Annotated in this window: 16 protein-coding genes; 6 read left to right on the top strand and 10 right to left on the bottom strand. The window is 69.9% G+C overall.

Annotated features, from left to right (window positions below; all coding sequences use genetic code 11):
* Positions 1 to 4 precede the first annotated feature (4 nt).
* The 4 genes from J8N05_RS23430 to J8N05_RS23415 are packed head-to-tail and all read left to right on the top strand — an operon-like array spanning position 5 to position 2,983.
* A complete protein-coding gene (locus J8N05_RS23430) occupies positions 5 to 496 on the top strand; it encodes a ribose-5-phosphate isomerase (RefSeq protein ID WP_210885598.1) in 492 nt (163 codons plus the stop codon).
* Entirely contained in the window at positions 496 to 1,299 is an 804-nt protein-coding gene (locus J8N05_RS23425) for a triose-phosphate isomerase family protein (RefSeq protein ID WP_210885596.1), read from the top strand. Before J8N05_RS23430 ends, J8N05_RS23425 begins: the two co-directional genes overlap by 1 nt.
* Entirely contained in the window at positions 1,299 to 2,108 is an 810-nt protein-coding gene (locus J8N05_RS23420; RefSeq protein ID WP_210885595.1) for a sugar phosphate isomerase/epimerase family protein, read from the top strand. Before J8N05_RS23425 ends, J8N05_RS23420 begins: the two co-directional genes overlap by 1 nt.
* The gene (locus tag J8N05_RS23415) at positions 2,108 to 2,983 is read left to right on the top strand and encodes a phosphogluconate dehydrogenase C-terminal domain-containing protein (RefSeq protein WP_210885591.1); all 876 of its coding nucleotides are present in this window, start codon (positions 2,108 to 2,110) and stop codon (positions 2,981 to 2,983) included. Before J8N05_RS23420 ends, J8N05_RS23415 begins: the two co-directional genes overlap by 1 nt.
* A gap of 74 nt (positions 2,984 to 3,057) precedes the next feature.
* Here J8N05_RS23415 and J8N05_RS23410 read toward each other — a convergent pair whose 3' ends face one another.
* The 10 genes from J8N05_RS23410 to J8N05_RS23365 form a co-directional block, all read right to left on the bottom strand.
* Positions 3,058 to 5,379, bottom strand: a complete 2,322-nt coding sequence (locus J8N05_RS23410; RefSeq protein WP_210885587.1) for a beta-L-arabinofuranosidase domain-containing protein — start codon at positions 5,377 to 5,379, stop codon at positions 3,058 to 3,060.
* A gap of 296 nt (positions 5,380 to 5,675) precedes the next feature.
* Positions 5,676 to 6,365 carry a type 1 glutamine amidotransferase domain-containing protein gene (locus J8N05_RS23405; protein WP_210885585.1) on the bottom strand — a complete coding sequence of 230 codons (690 nt, stop codon included), beginning with the start codon at positions 6,363 to 6,365 and terminating at the stop codon, positions 5,676 to 5,678.
* A 101-nt stretch (positions 6,366 to 6,466) separates the two neighbouring features.
* On the bottom strand, positions 6,467 to 7,060 hold the full coding sequence (locus J8N05_RS23400) for a TetR/AcrR family transcriptional regulator (RefSeq protein WP_210885582.1): 594 nt from the start codon (positions 7,058 to 7,060) through the stop codon (positions 6,467 to 6,469).
* 50 nt (positions 7,061 to 7,110) lie between these two features.
* Entirely contained in the window at positions 7,111 to 8,625 is a 1,515-nt protein-coding gene (locus J8N05_RS23395) for a GMC family oxidoreductase (RefSeq protein ID WP_247706425.1), read from the bottom strand.
* 5 nt (positions 8,626 to 8,630) lie between these two features.
* Positions 8,631 to 9,452, bottom strand: coding sequence for a hypothetical protein (locus J8N05_RS23390; protein WP_210885575.1), 822 nt, complete (start codon positions 9,450 to 9,452; stop codon positions 8,631 to 8,633).
* A 105-nt stretch (positions 9,453 to 9,557) separates the two neighbouring features.
* Positions 9,558 to 10,841, bottom strand: coding sequence for a diaminopimelate decarboxylase (lysA, locus tag J8N05_RS23385; protein WP_247706424.1), 1,284 nt, complete (start codon positions 10,839 to 10,841; stop codon positions 9,558 to 9,560).
* Complete coding sequence (locus J8N05_RS23380) at positions 10,832 to 12,325, bottom strand: aldehyde dehydrogenase family protein (protein ID WP_210885573.1); 1,494 nt, start codon at positions 12,323 to 12,325, stop codon at positions 10,832 to 10,834. The genes lysA and J8N05_RS23380 overlap by 10 nt, the downstream gene beginning before the upstream one ends.
* 103 nt (positions 12,326 to 12,428) lie before the next feature.
* A complete protein-coding gene (locus J8N05_RS23375) occupies positions 12,429 to 13,670 on the bottom strand; it encodes a metal-dependent hydrolase family protein (protein ID WP_210885570.1) in 1,242 nt (413 codons plus the stop codon).
* 4 nt (positions 13,671 to 13,674) lie between these two features.
* Entirely contained in the window at positions 13,675 to 14,094 is a 420-nt protein-coding gene (locus J8N05_RS23370) for an AtuA-related protein (RefSeq protein WP_210885566.1), read from the bottom strand.
* The gene (locus J8N05_RS23365) at positions 14,095 to 15,534 is read right to left on the bottom strand and encodes an acyclic terpene utilization AtuA family protein (protein ID WP_210885564.1); all 1,440 of its coding nucleotides are present in this window, start codon (positions 15,532 to 15,534) and stop codon (positions 14,095 to 14,097) included.
* A gap of 67 nt (positions 15,535 to 15,601) precedes the next feature.
* Between J8N05_RS23365 and J8N05_RS23360 the strand changes: the two genes are divergently transcribed.
* Together J8N05_RS23360 and J8N05_RS23355 are read left to right on the top strand one after the other, a co-directional pair.
* Positions 15,602 to 17,689 (top strand): S9 family peptidase, encoded by a 2,088-nt coding sequence (locus tag J8N05_RS23360; RefSeq protein ID WP_210885560.1) that lies wholly within the window; start codon positions 15,602 to 15,604, stop codon positions 17,687 to 17,689.
* A 176-nt stretch (positions 17,690 to 17,865) separates the two neighbouring features.
* The gene (locus tag J8N05_RS23355; RefSeq protein WP_210885557.1) at positions 17,866 to 19,419 is read left to right on the top strand and encodes an ABC transporter substrate-binding protein; all 1,554 of its coding nucleotides are present in this window, start codon (positions 17,866 to 17,868) and stop codon (positions 19,417 to 19,419) included.
* The last annotated feature ends 6 nt before the right edge of the window (positions 19,420 to 19,425 follow it).

The raw sequence follows: 19,425 nt of genomic DNA, 5'->3' as shown, positions 1-19,425 counted from the left end.
CGCCATGACCGACAAGCTCCGTATCGTCGTCGGATCCGACGACGCAGGCCACCAGTACAAGGAAGCCCTCAAGCAGGACCTGCTGGGCAGTTCGCTGGTCGCCGAGGTCACCGATGTCGGCGTCGACGCCGACGGCCACACCGCCTACCCCGAGGTCGCCATCGCCGCCGCCGAGATGGTCGCCCGCGGCGAGGCCGACCGCGCCCTCCTGGTGTGCGGCACCGGACTCGGCGTCGCCATCGCGGCCAACAAGGTCAAGGGCATCCGCGCCGTCACCGCCCACGACTCCTTCTCCGTCGAGCGGGCCGTCCTGTCCAACAACGCGCAGATCCTGACCTTCGGCCAGCGTGTCGTCGGCCTCGAACTCGCCCGCCGCCTCGCCGCCGAATGGCTCACCTACCGCTTCGACGAGACCTCCGCGTCCGCGGCGAAGGTCCAGCTCATGAGCGACTACGAGGACGCCTCCGAGGACGCCGACGCCGGAGCGGCCGCCTGATGCCCGCCCCCACCCGGCCGCCCCTCCTGCTGGGGGTGAGCCTGAAGATGTACTTCGGCCACCACCAGACGCTCAACTGGGCCCGGAAGATAGCCGCTCTGGCCGACGAGCACCCCGCCGTGACCTCCGGCGAGGCCCGCCTCTTCGTCCTGCCGGCCTTCCCGACCCTGATCCCGGCCGCCGGAATCCTCGCGCCCTACGGCATCGCGCTCGGCGCCCAGGACCTCGCCACCGAGGACACAGGACCGTACACCGGCGAGGTCGGCGGCCCCCTCCTCAAGGAGATCGGCTGCCGCTACGCCGAGGTCGGCCACGCCGAACGCCGCCGCCTGTACGGCGAGGGCGACACGGTGGTCGCCGCCAAGACGGCCGCCGCCCTGCGCAACGGCCTCACCCCTGTCCTGTGCATCGGCGAACGCGACCGGGGGACACCCCAGGAAGCTGCCGAACGCACGGTCGCCGAGGCCGCCCGCCTCCTCCACGGCCTGGACGGCACGGTCGTCCTCGCGTACGAGCCCCAGTGGGCCATCGGCGCACCGGAACCGGCCTCGGCCGAACACATCGCCACCGTGTGCACGGCCCTGCGGGAGTGGCTGAACACCCGCCCCCAGCACGCCGGTTCACAGGTCATCTACGGCGGCAGCGCGGGCCCCGGCCTGCTCACCCGTCTCGGGGGAGCGGCGGACGGCCTCTTCCTCGGCCGCTTCGCCCACGACCCGGACAACGTCCGAGCGATCCTCGACGAGATCCGCGCCCCGGCCGACGACGAGTTCGAAGCCCCGGCTGACACGGCGGTGGCGTGATGGCCTACGGCATCAGCACGTACGCGTACTTCTGGCGCTTCTCGTCCCGGGCACCCCGGCCGATGACACTCGCCGAGATGCTGCGCGACACCGCCGAACTGGGCGGCCAGGTCTTCCAGATCTGCGACTACGCACCCATCGAGTCGTACGACTCCGCGCAGCTGGCCGACGTGCGCGCCACGGCTGACGACCTCGGCCTGCGCCTGGAACTCGGCACCCGCGGCGTCCGCCCCGCCCACCTGCTCAAGTACCTCGACATGGCACGGCAGTTGGACGTCACCCTGGTCCGCTCCATGCTCAACACGGCGGACCACCGGCCGGACACCACCGAGGCGGTCTCCCTCCTCAAGGAGGTGGTGCCCCCCTACGAGGACGCCGGTGTCACCCTCGGCCTGGAGACCTACGAGCAGGTGTCGACCGACGACCTGCTGGCTGTCGTACGCGGGGTCGACAGCGAGCGGCTCGGAGTCGTCCTCGACCCGGGCAACAGCGTCGCCCGCCTGGAACGCCCGGTGGACGTCGTGACCGCCACCGCGCCGCACGTGGTCAACATCCACGTCAAGGACTTCGCCTTCACCCGGAGGGACGGCTGGGTCGGCTTCACCTACGCCGGCTGCCCCCTCGGCGAAGGCCTTCTGGACTACGACGCGATGATCGCCGCCGTCCGGGCCGCCCGGCCGGACGCGGACGGCATCAACCAGATCGTGGAGCACTGGCTCCCGTGGCAGGACGAGGGCTTCGACGCCACCGCCCGGCTCGAAGACCAGTGGACACAGCACAGCATCAACACCCTTCTGAGGAGCAAGTAATGGCCACCGAGATCCAGACCCAGGCAGACGTCAAGACCGTCGCCGTCATCGGGGCCGCCGGCAAGATGGGCCAGCGCGTCTCCAACAACCTGGTCGAGAGCGACTTCCGGGTGCTCTTCAGCGAGGCCTCGCCCAAGGGCCAGGAGCTGATCCGCGAGCTGGGCCGCGAACTGACCGAGTCCGCCGACGCCGTCGCCGAGGCCGACGTGGTCATCCTCGCCGTCCCGGACGTCGTCCTCGGCAAGGTCTCCGAGGAACTCGTCCCGCTGATGAAGCCGGACACGGTCGTGCTCACCCTCGACCCGGCCGCCGCCTACGCCGGACTGCTGTTCAACCGCGAGGACATCCACTACGCCTGTGCCCACCCCTGCCACCCGTCGGTGTTCCTGGAGCGCACCACCAAGGAGGAGTGGCAGGACACCTTCGGTGGCATCGCCGCCCCGCAGGAGGTCGTGGCCGCGTACGAGGGCGGCGACGAGGCCAAGCAGGAACTGGCCGACTCCGTCATCCGCGTGATGTACGCGCCCGTGGTCGACGTCCACTGGGTCACCGTCAAGCAGCTCGCCGTCCTGGAGCCGACCCTCGTCGAGACGATCGCCTGCATGGTCGGCGCCCTGCTCACCGAGGCGCTGCACGAGACGGTCCACACCGTCGGTGTCCCGGAGAAGGCGGCCCGCGCGATGCTCCTGGGCCACACCCAGGTCGCCCTCGCGAACACCCTCAAGGGTTCCAACCCGTTCTCGGACGCCTGCCTGATCGCCATGGACTACGGCCGTGAGTCCATCGTGCGCGACGACTGGAAGAAGGTCTTCGAGGACGACGAGCTCGACAAGGTCATCACGCGCATGCTGAAGATCAAGGAGATCAAGCGCTGACGCGTCCCGATCCACCGGAGCCGGTGCGGGCCACCTGACGGGCCCGCACCGGCTCCGGCCTGTCCGGGCCCGTGTCAGATCCGCACGACGCGCCACCGGTTGTCGGCGGACCCGTCGTCGGGCGACTGCACCGCGAAGGCCCCCACGGCGGTCGAGTTGCCCGCGATGCCGAGCAGTTTGCCGCTGTTGCCGTTACGGATCTTGTAGGTGCCGTCGCCCTGGTCGAGCAGCGTCCACAGGTGGTCCGCGGTGCCGTTGTCCGCCCACTGGAGGACGCTCGCGTTGTCCGCGGTGGACATGTCCCGCACCCCGAGGACCTTGCCGCTGTTGACGTTACGGATCCGGACCGCCGCCCCGTCCTCGATCAGCTCCCAGTCGTGGTCGGCGGTGCCGCTGTCGGTCCACTGGAGGGCGAGACCTCCGTCGGCGGTGGACATGTCCTGGATGCCGAGGACCAGACTGCTGGCGACATTGGCGAGACGTACGTACGTGGGGGCGACGCCGCTGGTGTTCCAGTAGACGGTGTAGTTGAAGCCGTGCGCGTCGTGGAAGGGCCCCAGGTCCACCGTCGAGCCGTTGGCGGTCGCGGTGAAGGCGAGTGAACTCGTGCCGCTGCGCGTGATGGTGCCGGTGTCCAGCAGCGGCAGCCCACTCGGTGTGCTGTCGCCGTAGTCGCCCGCCAGCACGACCGGTCCGTAGGTGACCGCGGCGGTGCCCGCGCTGTCGGGGGTGGGCCGTACGACGACCCGCATCGGCAGCCGTACGGTGACGGTGTCGCCGGAGGTCCAGGCCCTGGTCAGGGTGGCGTAGGTGCCGGGGGTGGCGGTGATGTCCTGCGCCACGCCGTTGACGCTGATCGTGGCCGCGGTTGTCCAGCCGGGGATGCGGATGCGCATGGCCCACGTTCCGGCGACACTGCCGGTGACCTTCAGCGTGGTGGTGTCACTCGTCGGGAACGAGGTGGTCTGGGTGACGGTGATCCCGCGCTGCGACCAGGTGAGCACCGACGGCACGAACAGGTTCACGGTGAGCGTCGAGCCGCCGTCGTGGAAGTAGACGGAGTCCATCAGCCGGGTGTGCGTCTCCACGCCGGTGCCCTGACAGCACCAGAAACTGTTGTAGTCGGTGCTCCAGGTGCCGCCGCCCCAGGCCGGACCCACCCCGCGCCGGCCGCCCGGACTGAGCGGGGTGAAGTAGGTGACGTGGCCGTGGGCGTCCGCCGGGTTCTGCTGGCCGATCATGTGGTTCAGCCAGGCCTGCTCGTAGAAGTCGAACAGCTCGGCCCGGTTCGGCGTCACGGCGAACAGGTCCCGGGTGAGCTTGAGCATGTTGTACGTGTTGCAGCTCTCGCAGGTGTCCTGTCTCAGGTACGAGGCGATCGCGTTCGGCGCGCGGAAGTGCTCCGCCTGGCTGTTGCCGCCGATGGCGTAGGTGTGCGAACCGACGGTCATGTTCCACGCGTTGGTGGCGATGTCCCGGTAGCGGGTGGTGCCGGTGGCCTTGTACTCGCGCAGGGCACCGATCCACTTGGGGACCTGGGTGTTGGCGTGCAGTCCGTTGAGCTGGTCCGAGTTCGCGGCCAGCGGGGTGAACACCGCCGCGTGGTCGAAGCGTTGGGCGACGGTCAGCCACCGTGCGTCGCCCGTCTGCTGGTAGAGGTCGCACAGCACGTCGTTCATGCCGCCGAACTCCACACCCAGCATCGTCTGCATCTGCTGGCCGGTGAGCCGGCCGGTACGGGTGTCGACCCAGCCCGCCAGGGCGAGCAGGACGTCCCGGGCCTGGGTGCTGCCGAGCAGACGCCACACGTCCAGCAGCCCGGCGAGCGTCTTGTGGATCGTGTAGTACGGCACGTTGCCGTTGCTCAGGGTGCCCTGTTCGAGGGCGGAGAAGTCCGACTCGGGATAGCCGCAGAGGTATCCGGTACTGAATCCGGCGGCGCTGTTGTTGGCCTGGCACTTGGCCAGCTCCGCCACCGTACGGACCGCCTTGTCCCGGGCGACCGTGTCCCCGGTGACGGCGTACAACTGCGCCCAGGCGGTGAGGAAGTGCCCCTGGACATGGCTGCGGAAGGGGAAGTCGGGCGCGTCCCAGCCGCCGTTCGCGGCGGCGCCTGCCGTGGAGAGCTTGTGGTTGGCGCGGAAGACGTACAGCAGCCGGTCCACGTCCACGAACCGCAGATAGGCGGCCGTGCGGTTCTGGTTGTCCAGCCACCGGCTCGCGGTCAGCCGCACCTGACCGAAACCGAAGGAGTACGCGGAGACCCCGATGTCGGCACGGGCGGGAGGAACGGCCGCGTGTGCCGTGGAGGCGCCGACGAGAGTACCGCCCGCGGAGGCGGCGACCGTGGCTCCGGCCGCCTGCAGGAGGCGTCGTCTGCTGAGCGAAGAGGACATCGTGCACCTTTTCCGGATGGACGGCGGGCGGGTGGACTGGCGGGCGGCTCACCCGCGCACACTGCGCACTGATGTTCGTCATATCGAACGATGGTCGGCACTTCGACAAGCACGGATGATAGGCGTGCGAACAACACCGTCAACACCCTTCGCACCGCGTTTTCGTCGAGGACCGTCAATTCGCTTGCTGGCGCGGTGACTTCGCGCGGCACGGGGCGGGCACGGCAGCGTCCTCCAACGCCCCTGTGCGGGGGCGTTGGAGGACGGGGTCGGTCGAGTCCGACCTCGGCAGGTGCCTACGCGGCGGCCTTGTTCACCAGCTCCACGAGTGCGTCGGCCGCCGGGCCGGAGGAGGCCGGGTTCTGCCCGGTGATCAGCAGGCCGTCCGTCACCACGTACGGCCCCCAGTCGTCGCCCTTGGAGTAGATCCCGCCCAGGCGCTTCAGCTCGTCCTCCACCAGGAAGGGGACGATCTCGGTGAGGCCGACGCCCTCCTCCTCGGAGTTGGCGAACCCGGTGACCTTCCTGCCCCGGACCAGCGGCGTACCGTCCTCGTTGACCGCGTGGCGCAGGACGCCCGGGGCGTGGCAGACCACCGCGAGGGGCTTGCCCGCGCGCAGGGTCGTCTCGATCAGCCGCGTGGAGTGCGTGTCCTCGGCCAGGTCCCAGAGCGGGCCGTGGCCGCCGGGGTAGAAGACCGTGTCGAAGTCCTCGGCCGAGACCGAGTCCAGGCGCACGGTGTCGGCCAGTGCCGCGGTCGCCTCCGCATCGGACTCGAACCGGCGTGTCAGGTCGGTCTGGAAGTCGGGCTCGTTGCTCTTCGGGTCCAGCGGCGGACGGCCGCCCTCGGGGGAGGCGAGCACGATCTCCCAGCCGGCCTCCTGGAAGCGGTAGTAGGGCGCGGCCAGCTCCTCCAGCCAGAATCCGGTCTTGCGGCCGGTGTCGCCGAGTTCGTCGTGCGAGGTGAGTACGACAAGAACCTTCATGTCTGCCTGCTCCTTGGTCGGGTGCCTGAGTGAACCGGGTCTAAGTAGACCGGTCGTCTAGCAGTGTGCAAAAAAGATGGCGGTGGTCGGGGCGGCCGGGCCTACAGATGCAACAGCCGGTGAGTCATCGCAGTCGTGGTGTCCAGTGGCGCGGGACTGCGGTGGATCTTCGCCATGACGCTGGCGCCGAGCCACATGTCGTACAGGACCTGTGCCGTGCTGCGGGGGTCGCCGTCGAGGGTGACCGACCCGTCCGTCAGGCCGTCGGTGATCGTCCGCTCCAGGCGGTCGACGATCGCGTCCGTGCCTTCCTTCAGGGCCAGTCGCATCGGCTCCGACAGGTCGGACACCTCGGCGCCGAGCTTGACCGCGAGGCACTTGCCCTGGCAGTCGTCGAGGCTCTGCGTCTCCCGCCACTGCTGCCAGTAGGCCGTGAGCCGCTCGGCCGCCGACTGCTCGGGCCGCGCGAAGACGCGGTCCATGTCGGCGACGTACTCCTCGAAGTAGCGCCGTAGCAGCGCCTCCCCGAAGGCGTCCTTCGAGGTGAAGTAGTGGTAGAAGGATCCCTTCGGTACGCCTGCCTCCGCGAGCACCTCGTTGATGCCGACCGCGGAGTAGCCCTTGTGGGCCATGATCCGCTGGGCGGCGTCGAGGATGTTCCGACGGGTGTCGGTGGTGCGTGCGGTGGCTGGCATGTCGGTAACCGTAGCGCATGATTAGACCAGTCGTCTAGTCGGTCGGCGGGTCACGTCGTCGTCGCGGTCATGAAGGCGGCGATCCGTTCCGCGACCACCACGGTCGGGAGGGCCGGGGTGGCCCGCGGGATGTCGGGGAACACCGATGCGTCGGCGATCCGCAGCCCGGTGACTCCGACGACCCTGCCCTGATGGTCGACGACCGTCGTCGGATCGGCGGGGTCGCCCATGGCACACGTACCGGCGGGGTGCCAGTAGTGGGAGTGGTGACGCCTGATCCAGTCGTCCATGCCCTCGTCGTCCGGCGGGACCGGCTTGTGCAGGGGAGTGCCGAGGTGGCGGTCCATGCGGGGCAGCACGTTCTCGGCCGTCCAGCGCAGGCCGTGGCGGACGCTTTCGAGGTCGGCGCCTGCCGCGTCGCTGAAGAAGCGGGGATCGACGATCGCCCGTACGCCGAGCGCCCGTGACGCGAGCCTCACCGTCCCGCGCGAACGCGGACGGAGCTGGCTGACGGGCAGGATGCACCGCCAGCCGTACTCCTGCGCCGGATCGGGCTCCACCCACGGATACACGTGCAGGTCGTACGGTCCGTCGGAGACGGGGGAGCGGAGTTTGACGACGCTCTGCTCCTGCGGCAGCCAGTCGCCCCCGGAGAACTCGGCCAGATCCCGCTGCAGTTCGGCGGTGCCGGCGAACTCCAGCAGGACCGCGGGATGGTCGTGCAGGTTGGCGCCGACGCCGGGGCGGTCGCTGACCAGCGCGATGCCCAGGTCCTCCAGATGGGCCGCGGGTCCGATGCCCGAGCGCAGCAGGACCTCCGGACTTCCGTACGCTCCCGCCGCAAGGACCACGTCCCGGGCGCCCACCCTGGAGGTCAGGCCGTGCCGGGTGACGGTGACGGCCTCGACGGCGCCTTCGCGGAAATGGATCCGGTCGACCAGCGCGTCGGCCGCGACGGTGAGGTTCGGCCGGGCACGCTGCGCGTCCAGGTAGCCGAACGCGGTGTTGATCCTGGTCAGATCGCGGACGTTCACGGGCGCGCAGCCCACGCTCTGCGACGCTCCGAGATCGTCGAGGTCGTCCAGGGCCGGTATGCCCGACTGCCGGCAGGCGCGGATGAACTCGCGCTGGAACGGCTGGATCTCCTCCTGGGTGTAGCGGCGGAACCGCAGCTGCTCGGCGGCGGCCGTGAACAGGGGAGCGAGGTCGGCGGCGCCCCAGCCCGGACAGCCGGCGGCGGCCCAGGCGTCGTAGTCACCGGCCCAACCGACGCTCTGGCTGCATCCGTTGTGTGCGGAACACCCGCCGATGACCCGTGCGCGGTCGTACGCCAGTGGCTGTCCGGCCGCCCCCGTGCCCTCGTATCCCCAGTCGTGCGTCGTGGGCAGTTCGGCCGCGTCCAGCAGCTCCGCGGGCCAGTCGCCGTCCGCGAGCGGGCCGTAGTCGGGGCCGGCTTCCAGGACGAGCACCGTCCGTCCGGCCGCGGCGAGCCGTGCCGCGATGACGCAGCCGGCCGTGCCACCGCCGATCACGACGGTGTCTGTCTGTTCCGGCAGCGATCTCACCGAATTCATCGGGGCCTTTCGGGTTCTTCCGTGCTGTCGGGAATGCCGTCCGGAATGTCGTCGGGAATCGGCTCGCTGAACGCGTGGACCACGCCGAGATACGCGCTCGCCTGGACGGTCCACCCGTCACGGTCCGTCCGCTTGGGAATGTCGGGATGGGTGCGCGAACGCAGCAGATAACCCACGGACAGGGCCTCGATGGCCCAGATCAGGTCCTCCATGGTGCGGTCGGCCCTCAGGCGTCGGCGCGCGTACCGCAGCAGAATGCCCAGCAGGTGGTCCGTCGCGTTGACATAGCGTTCGTTCGCGCCGGCCTGGGCGTCCCGCACCATGTCGACCGGGGCCAGCGCCCCCAGCCCGAGGGCCAGGAACAGTTCAGGGGACGCGCTCGTCCAGCGGAAATCGGCCTCGCTGATCTGACGGAAGATCTCCTCGGGTGCTTCTCCGTCGGCGACCAACTCGAATGCGAGCGCCTGGATCTGCCCTGCCCCGGGCGTGGCGATCTCGTCCATCACATGGCTCATCAGTTCCCGCTGGAAAGCGGCCTGATCCTGCCAGATCTGGTAGAAGGCGCCCGTCGTCAGTTTCTTGTCGTCGGGGTTGCGCCGGTTCACCTCGACGAGGACGTCGGAGATACGGATGTCCGCGAGGGGGTTGTGCAGCTTCGCCGACTCGGGGCGTGTGCGCTCGATGGCGAGGTTCGTCGCCGCGTCGAGCAGCATGGCTCGGGTCTCCTCGCGGGGGCGGTGCCGGCGTTGAGGACGCTTGGGGCCGGTCGACTTCGTGCGCGTCGACTTCGTCGCGCCATCTTTCGGGGTATCCACCATGCGGCCAGCGTACTCCGTATCGCGAGATCGTAAGAATTTTACCATCGGGGGGTCGCCGTTCCGTCGGGACTGTGAGGACCGACCCGGACCTGCGCGTCAGCGTCATTACGCGTCGATCCACTCCGAGGTGTCACGGGCGAAGAAGTCGGTGAGCGTCTCGCGGCGGACCACCTCGCGTGCCTCGCCGTCCGCGCAGAAGACGACCGGTGCCTTGAGCGCCCCGTTGTAGTTGTTCGCCATGGTGTGGCAGTACGCCCCGGTCACGGGTATCGCGACGACATCGCCGACCCGCGGTGCGCGCAGGGTGACGCCGGAGCTGATCCGGTCGCCCGACTCGCAGTGCCGCCCCACGATGTCGACGCGTTCACCGCCGCCGACCCGGTCGACCAGGGTGGCCTCGAACCGCTGTCCGTAGAGGGCGACTTCCATGTTGTCCGCCATGCCGCCGTCCACGGCGACGGTGACGCGGTCACCTCGTTTGACGCTGACCACCCGGTACAGGGTCACCCCGGAGCGGGCCACCAGACTGCGGCCCGGCTCGATCATCAGCCGCGCGGAACCCGGCAGATAGCGCCGGGCGGTGTCGGTGATGACGGCGATCCACTCCTCCGGTTCGGGCGGGTGGTCGGTGTAGGTGTAGCGCGCGCCCAGGCCGCCACCGAGGTTGTAGGTCTCGAACTCCCCGAGACCGGCCAGGGCCCGGACCGCGGCGGCGAACGGCTCCACGTCGAGGATCTGACTGCCGACATGCGTGTGCACTCCGGCCAGACGCAGTTTCGCGCTGGCACGTATGCGCTCGATCGCCCGCGGCACCTGGTCCAGGGGGAGGCCGAACTTGGAGCCCTTCTGTCCGGTGGCCACCGCCTCGTAGGTGTCCGCACGGACCTCGGGCAGTACACGTACGAGGACGTCCTGACGGGTGGCCACCGAGTGCTCCAGCGCGCGTTCCAGGCGGTCGATGTCGTCGAAGTTGTCCACCACGACCAGGCCGACGCCGGCGGCCACCGCCCTCTCGATCTCGGCACCGGTCTTCGCGTTGCCGTGCAGGACCAGATTGCGGCCCTCGACGCCCCCGCGGAGCGCGGCGGCCAGCTCACCGAGCCCGGCCACGTCCACGCCGACCCCCGCCTGCGCCATCAACCGGTACGCGGCCACGCACGGAAAGGACTTGGAGGCGAACACGAGCCGAGAGTTCGGCCACTGGGCGCTCAACGCCTGCCGGTAGCGTCGGATCCGTGCGCGCAGGCCCGCCTCGTCGACGACGTACGCGGGGGTCGAGAACCGGTCGGCGACCTCGGACAGGGCGACGCCGCCGACGGTCAGGCCGCGGTCCGCCTCGACGGTCGTCCCCTCGGGGAACAGCTCCAGGATGTCGGGGTTCACGCCCATGCGAGCATCACATGCTTGATCCGGGTGTAGGCCTCCAGGCCGTACAGGGACAGGTCCTTGCCGTCGCCGGTCTCCTTGAAGCCACCGTGCGGCATCTCGGCGGCCGTCGTGATGTGGGTGTTCACCCAGGCGACACCGAAGTCGAGCGCGCCGGTGACACGGAGGGCGCGGCCCACGTCTCGCGTCCACACGCTGGACGCGAGACCCTGGCGTACGCCGTTCGCCAGGGCGATCGCCGTCCGTTCGTCGTCGAAGGACTGCACGGTCAGCACGGGACCGAAGATCTCCTCCTGGACGATCTCGTCCGCCTGCTCGACCCCGGTGATGACGGTCGGCTCGAAGAAGAAGCCAGGTCCGGCCTCCACCTTCCCGCCGGCGGCTGCCAGGGCGGTGCCGCGCCGGCGTTCGACGAGCCCCGCCACCCGTTCCAGCTGGGCCCGGCTGATCAGCGGGCTCCTGCCGTCCCGGGTGTTCCCCTGCTCCACGAGCGCGAACGACCGGGCGTGGTCGGCCAGGGCCCGTACGAGTTCGTCATGGACGTCTGAGTGCGCCAGTACGCGCGACGGAGCGGTGCAGTCCTGGCCCGCGTTGTAGAAGGCGGCCTCGGCGATCAGCTGCGCGCAGTGGGCCACGTCGGCGTCCTCGAAGACCAGGACGGGCCCGTTGCCGCCCAGTTCGAGGTGCGTGCGGCGCAGGTCGTGGGCGGCGGCGCGTGCCACCTCGCTGCCGGCACGGGTCGAGCCGGTGAGGGCGACCATGTCCGCGCGCGGATGCCGGGCCACCAGCTTGCCCGTCTCCCGGTCCCCGCAGACGAGGTTCACGCAGCCCGGTGGGAGGTGGCGTCCGCAGATCTCGGCGAGCAGCAGCGCGCTGGACGGGGTGGCCGCGTCGGGCTTGAAGACCACCGTGTTGCCCGCCGCGACGGCCGGAGCCAGCTTCCAGACCGCCGTCATCAGCGGGTAGTTCCAGGGGGCTATCGCGGCGATCACACCGACCGGTTCACGCCGCACCATGGAGGTGTGGCCCGCCACGTACTCCGCCGCGGCGCGCCCCTCCAGCATGCGGGCCGCGCCGGCGAAGAACCGGAACTGGTCGATGATGGGCAGGAGTTCCTCGGACCGGAAGAGATCGGTCGGCTTGCCGGTCTCCCCGCACTCGGCGGCGACGAATTCGTCCGCGCGTTCCTCCATCTCGGCCGCTATGGCGAGCAGCGCCGTCTGGCGTTCCCCGGGCGTGCTGTGTCTCCAGGCCGCGAAGGCCGCGGCCGCCGCGTCGAAGGCGGCGTTCACCTCGTCGGCCCGGGAGACCACGGCGGTGCCGCGGACCTGTCCTGTACGCGGATCGGTCAGGGGCGACCGCCCGGCGGCGTCGCTGCGGGCGCCGTCGATGAAGTTGACGACGTGATGGGCGTGGGCGGCGCGGTCGCCATTGGCGGCTCGGTCGCCTCGGCCGGCGTGTTCGGCGTGTTCGGCTTGGTCGGTCATGCGGGAACTCCTGTCGTACTGCTCGTGCTGCTCGTACTTGGAACAGTGGTCGGTACCGCCGCGAACACCGGTCGGTCCTGTGGTGCGAGGAGGCGGCGGCCGGTCAACCGGACCGCGACTCCACCAGCGCGCCGTCCATGTAGACGGCGTCGATGCGGTGGGCCAGGCAGCTGAAGTCGGAGGCGTCGCCGGACACGACGACCAGGTCCGCGCGCTTGCCGGGCTCGATGCTGCCGTACCGGTCCGAGACACCCAGCAGCCGAGCGGCGTCCAGCGTGCCGGCCCGCAGCACCTTCGCGGGGCTCAGGCCGCCCGCCGCCATCAGCTCCAACTCTTCCAGGTTGCGGCCCGGAGCGAGCCCGACCGCGTCGGTGCCCATGGCGATGGTGACGCCCGCCTCGCACGCCTTCTTGAAGGAGGCGAGGTGGGCGTCGGCGACCTCGCGGGCCTTCGCGAGCGTGGCGTCGGTCAGCCGGGCGCCGTTGGCGGCCGCCTCCAGCACACTCTTCGGGGCCAGCAGGGTGGGCACGAGGAACGCCTCGTGTTCGAGCATCAGCTCGATGGCCTCGTCGTCGAGGAAGATGCCGTGCTCGATGGACCGCACCCCTGCCCGCAGCGCGTTCTTGATGCCGACGGAGCCCTGGGCGTGGGCCATCACCGGCAGACCCGCCGCGCGTGCCTCCACGACGGCGACGGTCAGTTCGTCGAGACCGAAGTGCGCGTGGTGCGGGTTGTCGCGCGGCGACATGACTCCGCCGGAGGCGGCGACCTTGATGACGTCGGCGCCTGCCCGGACGACCTCGCGGACCGCCTTGCGCATCTCGTCGACGCCGTCGACGACCCCACGGGGCCGCCCTGGATGGGCGATCCTGTTCTCGACGCAGTTCCCCGAAGCCAGCCAGCCGTCCGAGTGCCCGCCGGTCTGGCTGAGCATCGAGATGGCGATCTGCAGCCGGGGCCCGTCGATCAGACCGTCCTCCAGCGCCGTCTTGACGCCCAGGTCGGCGCCCGCCGCGTCCCTGGCGTGGGTGATCCCGATCCGGCGCAGGGTGCGCAGATGCCGGGCGGCCTGGAAGAACGGATAGGAGAATGGGGTCTGCAGCCGGTCCACCGTGTCGATGCTGCCGATCATCACGTGGACGTGGCAGTCGATGAGACCCGGCAGCAGGGACTTCCCCGCCAGGTCCACCTCCACATCGCCGTCCAGACCGGTCCCGACGTCGACGATCCGGGAACCCTCCACGACCACGTCCCCGTGCCGCGGCTCCGCGCCTGTGCCGTCGGCGACGAGGCCGCCCCGGAACAGGACCCGCCGCGGGCTTGCCGGACGCTCGATCGAACCCATCGTGCTACCTCCGTGTGCCGTGCGAACTTCTGGTCCCCGACGACTCCGGCTCCGGATTCGGATTCGGTTCCGGACTCGGCTCCGGCTCCGGCTCCGGCTCGGGGGCATGGACATCACCGATGTCCATGCCGAGGAGCAGTGAGCCGAGGCATTTGCCGTGCGTGTCGAGGTTGAGGCTGCGGGTGACCCCGCCGTCCAGCGCGCCGTCGAGGACGAACTTCAGCGCGCCCAGGTGCGGCAGCTCGTAACGCCGGACCGCGCCTTCGCCACCTTCGAGGAAGGCGGAGAAATGCCGCTGGACCCTCTCGGCGGTCACGAGTCCCCTCAGGAGGGCGAAGTCCCGTGCCTCGTAGGCGATGACGGTGATGTCCGAGACGTTTCCCTTGTCACCGGACCGGGCGTGGGCGAGCTCGTGCAGGAGCATCTAGACCTCCGCGAACGTGACCGACGGTGTGACGTCGGAGCGGGGCAGGAAGACCGACGCGATGGCGATCCGCTCGGTGACGGAGGTGACCACACCGCCCCCGCCGGCGGGGCCGTTGAGCCACATCGCGCTCACCTCGTGCGCGATCCGGCGGGCCCGGTCCTCGGAGTCGGTCCGGCCGGCTACCCGGACACGGACCTCGTTCAGCCGGTCAGGATCACCCGTGCCGAGACCGAGACCGAGACCGAGACCGGGATCGGGATCGGGATCGGGACCGCCGTGGGAACCGGGACCGAGGCCGCGGCTCACGGAGTCGACCCCGATGAGTTCATAGCGCGCCGCCCCTGAGGTGATGCCCTGCTTCTCGATCCGCGCTCGCAGGACGTCCAGTGCCAGCCGGGCCCGGGGCAGTGCGTTGGGGCCCGCGTAGGAGATCTGGCCCTCCCCGGTGAAGCCGTCGCGGTAGCCGACGGAGACCTTCAGGTTGTCCGGGCGCCGCCGGCCACGCGCTCCCCGGACCAGCACGGTGTCGTGGCCGGACTCCTCGAACCGGACCTCGGAGAAGTCGGCCACCACATCCGCCGACGGATACGCCGAGGGATCGTGCACCTCGTAGAGCAGTTGTTCCGTGCACGTGGCGGGCGTCACCAGACCGCCCGACCCCGGCACCTTGCCGATCCTGAAGGTCCCGTCGGCGTGCACCTCGGCGATCGGGAAGCCCAGATCGGCGAGACCGGGAACGTCCTTGTATCCCGGGTCCGCGAAATAGCCGCCCGTTACCTGGGCCCCGCATTCCATCAAGTGCCCCGCACAGGCGCCCTTGGCGATCAGGTTCCAGTCGCTGGTGTCCCAGCCGAATTCATGGACAAGGGGTGCAATATATAGCGAAGGGTCTGCAACTCGGCCCGTGATCACTACATCGGCGCCCTGGCTCAGAGCGTGGGTGATCCCTTCGCACCCCAGGTAGGCGTGGGCCGACACCACGCGGTCGCCGAGGGAGCCGACGGTTCCCTCACGCTCCAGGAGCGGGAGATCGGGTCGCTCAAGGATGCGATCGAGTACGTCGTCGCCCGTCACCACGGCGACCGACAGCCCACGCAGTGCCCTGGCCCGCGCGAGCCCGGCGACGAGCGCGCCCGCCGCCCGCGGGTTGGCCGCGCCCATGTTGGTGATGACGCGGATCCCCCGGCGCGCGCACTCCGGCAGGACGGCCGCCATGCGGTCGGGGAGCCACGGGTTGTATCCGCGGGCGGGGTCGCGGCGCCGCTCCAACTCCGCCAGGGCGACCGAGCGTTCGGCCAGGCATTCGAAGACGAGGTACTGGATGTCGCCGGATTCGACCAGCTGCACGGCGGGCTCGATGCGGTCGTCGGCGAAACCGGCGCCGGAGCCGATGCGCAACGCGCCCCGCTCGCTGCCTGAAGCCTGAAGAGTGACCATGTTCGGAGTGTACATACATTTTTTGTAACTGGTAATATTTTTACGAACTTCGACCCGAGGAGTAGTCATGTCCCCGACCGACATCGGATCCGACCGGGCGATCACCCAGGCCGTCGAGGCCATGGAGCTGGTGCACAGTGCCGATCTGAGCCCGGACGGCACGCTCGTCGCGTGGTCCTCGTCCCGTATCGAGGGGGACGCCGAGCGGCGCGGGTTGCGCCTGAGCCAGGTGGCGCAGGGCGCCGCCTCCGTAGCCGCCGCCTCCGTCGACGCGCACTCCGTCGCCGTCGAGTTCGGCGACTGCGACCACACCCCCCTGTTCTCGCCGGACGGCAGCCGTCTGGCGTTCCTCTCGCAGGACGGGCCGGTCACGCGCATCGTCCTCGTCCGTCCCTCCGACGCACCCGACTTCGCGTTCGAGGTGCTCGTCGACCCGAAGGCGCCGGACCGTTCGGTCTTCGGACGGCCGGCGTGGAGTCCCGACGGCCGCCGTATCGCCTACGCGGCGACGCGGCGCACGCGCGTGCCCGGGGCGCCGTACCGGATCACCCGTGTGATCGGCTGGGTGGACGGGCTCGGCCTCGTCGACGACGCGATCGCGGACATCTTCGTCTTCGACCTCGACACGGGGACGCACACGCGGCTCACGGACGACGAGTGGGTCAACAGCCAGCCCACGTGGTCGCCGCCCTCGGGGGCGGCCGGAGACGGGGCCGATCCTCCGTCGTCCTGGCGGATCGCCTACCGGGCGGGCCTCGGGCCCGACGAATGGCAGCAGAGCGTGGCCGCCGTCCGCTCGATCGCCGTCGACGGGACCGACGCGACTCCCGCCGAGCATCTGCGCGCGCTCGACATCTTCTCTGTGGGCGCATTGGACGACGGGCGGATCGCGGTGACGTCCTCCGGCGCCAAACCGCACTCCGTGGGGCAGTTGTGGACGCTGCGGGCCGTCGACGGTACGGCCGCGGACCCTGTGCAGTGGCAGCGGACCGACCGCGCCGCAGGTCTGGACCTCGATCTCAACGGAGACGTCCTGGGAGATGTGGCGGTTCCGTTCATGGACCCGGACACGAGGCTGCTCCTGCACGCGGGAGACGTCGTACTGCGCGTGCAGGTCGAGGACCGTCTGGAGGTGCACCGTGTCGCGCTGGACGGTGAGCCGAAGGCCGATCCGGTGCTGGCCGGCACGGGCTGCTTCTACCCGCTGGCGGTCGCCGGGCAGCGCCTGTTGTACGGCCACGGCACTCTCGCCGGTCCGCCCGACCTCTGGCTCCGCGACCTGGACACGGGCCACGACGTACGCGTCACCGACACCGCCACCCACAACCGGTCCTGCGCCGTGCCGTGCACGGTCACCACCTTCCGGGTCCCCATCGGAAGCGGCGCCACGGTCCAGGCGAAACTGCTGCGGCCCGCGAACGCCGTCGGTGCGCTGCCGACCGTCCTGCTCATCCATGGCGGCCCCAGGTCGGCCTACGGCGAGGCCTATGTCACCGATGCCCATATCCTGTGCGGCGCGGGGTTCGGGGTGCTGATGGTGAACCCCCGCGGCTCACGCGGCTACGGCACGGACTTCGCCGACGCCATCATCGGCGACTGGGGCGACAAGGACTTCCACGACCTGATGGCCGCGGTGGACTTCGCCGTGGGCGAGGGCTGGGCCGATCCGGACCGGCTGGGGGTCTCCGGACTCTCGTACGGCGGCTACATGTCCAGCTGGATCGTCGGCCACACCGACCGGTTCAGGGCCGCCGTGATCGAGAATCCCGTGACGAACTTCTGGAGCATGTACGGGACCAGCGACGTCGGGCTCAGTTTCCTGCCCGCGGTGCTGGACGCGCTGCCGCAGACCGACTTCGAGCGCTACCGGCGGCTGTCGCCGATCACCACGGCCCACCTGTGCACGACGCCGACCCTGTTGATCCAGGGCGAGGCCGACCACCGGTGCCCGCCCGAGCAGAGCAAGCAGTTCTATTCGGTGCTGCGCCGGGCCGGCTGTGTCGCAGAGCTGCTGATGCTGCCGGACGCCTCCCACGAAGGGGCGATCTCGGGACCTGTGCCGTCCCGGCGAGCGCAGAACGAGGCGCTCGTCGACTGGATGGTTCGGCATGTGCAGGGGCGCGATCAGGCCCGGCAGGGTGGCGCGGACGGCTGACGTGTCGATCCCGAAGCCGGAAGGGCCCACTCAAAGGCCCAGGTCAGACGGTAGATGTTCATGCGAAGTCCGCCCCGTCGGCACCCGCTTTTTCCAGCCACCTAGACGAGTGACGGAACCCGGCGTAGATTGAGAACGTCACTTGGTAGATAACTTACGAAACTGCGAGGGAAGTTATGCGCAAGTCGACAGCCGGGGCCACCGCGTGTTGTACGGCGCTGCTGGCCACCGCGCTCCTCCTCAGCGGATGCAGCTCCGGCGCCACGGACTCGTCCGCCTCCGGGACCGCCTCTTCGCCCGCGAAACGGGGCGGCTCGCTCGCCATGTCGCTCAGCAGCGCGATCGACACCTGGAACCCCCAGAAGGCACTGGCGACCCAGAGCTACCGGGTGTTCCCCCAGGTCTACGCCTCGCTCCTGCGCTCCACGCCCGACGGCAAGACCCTCCAACCGGCCCTGGCCTCGTCCTACAAGGCCGACCCCAAGACCAGGACGCTGACGTTCACCCTGAGCCCGGACGCCAAGTTCAGTGACGGCAGACCCGTCACGTCCGCGGACGTCAAGTTCTCGGAAGGCCTGTGGAGCAAGGGAGAGCTGTACGGCAGCTACTTCTCCTCCATCAAGTCCGTGGACACGCCGTCCAAGAACACCGTCGTCTTCCACCTCTCCGAACCGGACGAGACGCTCCCCGCCGTCCTGTCGACCGCCAACGCCGCGATCTTCCCCGACAAGTACGGCGGCCGGAGCGCCGCCGCGTACTGGAAGAAACCCGTCGGGGCAGGGCCCTTCATGATCAGCGGTGAGACCGTGGGGCGGTCCATCGCCCTCACCCGCAACCCGCACTACTACCGCTCCGGCCTGCCCTACCTCGACAAGGTCGACTACAAGGTCGTCGCCGACGGGGGACAGCAACTCCTGCAGTTCCAGAGCGGTTCCCTCGACGTCGTCAACGGCGTGGAACTCGAAGCGGCCGCCCAGTACCCCAAGAACAGCATCGTCCGCGCGCCGTCCACCGGCGTCAGCGTCCTCACCATGAACACGAAGTCCGGGCCCCTGGTCGACGTCCGCCTCAGGAAGGCGATCGCGCTGGCCATCGACTACCGCAAGCTCGTCCGCGGCGGATACGTCGGTGAGGCCGGTGTGGCCACATCCTTGCTGCCGCAACAGGTCCCCGGCGTCACCAAATGCCCCAAGTGCACCTGGTCCACCACCGACGTGGACGCCGCGAAGAAACTGGTCGACGCCTCCGACTACGACGGCCGGACCATCGAGCTGATCGTGCCCAGCGACGGCGGCCCCGGAAAACTCGCGGCCCAGGCACTGACCCCGATGCTGGCCGAGGCGGGCATCAAGGCCACCGTCAGTCCGCTCCCGACCAGCTCCCTGATCGACGACCTGGGCAAGGGCTCCTTCCAGCTCGGCATGGTCACCTACAGCGCACTCGCACCCACCCCCATCGACCCCCTCGGCTTCCTCGGGGCGACCGGCATCGTCTTCTCCCAGTCCGACCCCGGCCCGGCGAACAAGGCACTGGCCGCCGTCCACGCGGCGAGCGACACGTCCGAAGTGACCGCCGCCGTACAGGACTTCGAAGCCACCGCCAACGCCACTCACGCCGTGCTTCCCCTGGCCGTGCCCAACGCGCTCGACGCGGTCGCCGACCGCGTGCAGGGCTTCGTCCCGGCGCCCTATCAGGCGTACTGCGCGGATGAGTTGAACATCAGGAGCTGACCACCG

Source organism: Streptomyces liliiviolaceus (assembly GCF_018070025.1).
In the GTDB taxonomy this organism is placed as follows: Bacteria; Actinomycetota; Actinomycetes; order Streptomycetales; family Streptomycetaceae; genus Streptomyces; species Streptomyces liliiviolaceus.
This window is presented reverse-complemented; position numbering and strand designations above follow the sequence as displayed.

Bases quoted from the DNA above. Each gene is read 5' to 3' on its own strand.
- J8N05_RS23360 (WP_210885560.1), top strand. From the start codon at position 15,602: ATGTCCCCGACCGACATCGGATCCGACCGGGCGATCACCCAGGCCGTC.
- lysA (WP_247706424.1), bottom strand. From the start codon at position 10,841: ATGGGCGTGAACCCCGACATCCTGGAGCTGTTCCCCGAGGGGACGACC.
- J8N05_RS23390 (WP_210885575.1), bottom strand. From the start codon at position 9,452: ATGGTGGATACCCCGAAAGATGGCGCGACGAAGTCGACGCGCACGAAG.
- J8N05_RS23375 (WP_210885570.1), bottom strand. From the start codon at position 13,670: ATGGGTTCGATCGAGCGTCCGGCAAGCCCGCGGCGGGTCCTGTTCCGG.
- J8N05_RS23415 (WP_210885591.1), top strand. From the start codon at position 2,108: ATGGCCACCGAGATCCAGACCCAGGCAGACGTCAAGACCGTCGCCGTC.
- J8N05_RS23410 (WP_210885587.1), bottom strand. From the start codon at position 5,379: ATGTCCTCTTCGCTCAGCAGACGACGCCTCCTGCAGGCGGCCGGAGCC.
- J8N05_RS23420 (WP_210885595.1), top strand. From the start codon at position 1,299: ATGGCCTACGGCATCAGCACGTACGCGTACTTCTGGCGCTTCTCGTCC.
- J8N05_RS23355 (WP_210885557.1), top strand. From the start codon at position 17,866: ATGCGCAAGTCGACAGCCGGGGCCACCGCGTGTTGTACGGCGCTGCTG.
- J8N05_RS23370 (WP_210885566.1), bottom strand. From the start codon at position 14,094: ATGCTCCTGCACGAGCTCGCCCACGCCCGGTCCGGTGACAAGGGAAAC.
- J8N05_RS23430 (WP_210885598.1), top strand. From the start codon at position 5: ATGACCGACAAGCTCCGTATCGTCGTCGGATCCGACGACGCAGGCCAC.
- J8N05_RS23365 (WP_210885564.1), bottom strand. From the start codon at position 15,534: ATGGTCACTCTTCAGGCTTCAGGCAGCGAGCGGGGCGCGTTGCGCATC.
- J8N05_RS23405 (WP_210885585.1), bottom strand. From the start codon at position 6,365: ATGAAGGTTCTTGTCGTACTCACCTCGCACGACGAACTCGGCGACACC.
- J8N05_RS23380 (WP_210885573.1), bottom strand. From the start codon at position 12,325: ATGACCGACCAAGCCGAACACGCCGAACACGCCGGCCGAGGCGACCGA.
- J8N05_RS23425 (WP_210885596.1), top strand. From the start codon at position 496: ATGCCCGCCCCCACCCGGCCGCCCCTCCTGCTGGGGGTGAGCCTGAAG.
- J8N05_RS23400 (WP_210885582.1), bottom strand. From the start codon at position 7,060: ATGCCAGCCACCGCACGCACCACCGACACCCGTCGGAACATCCTCGAC.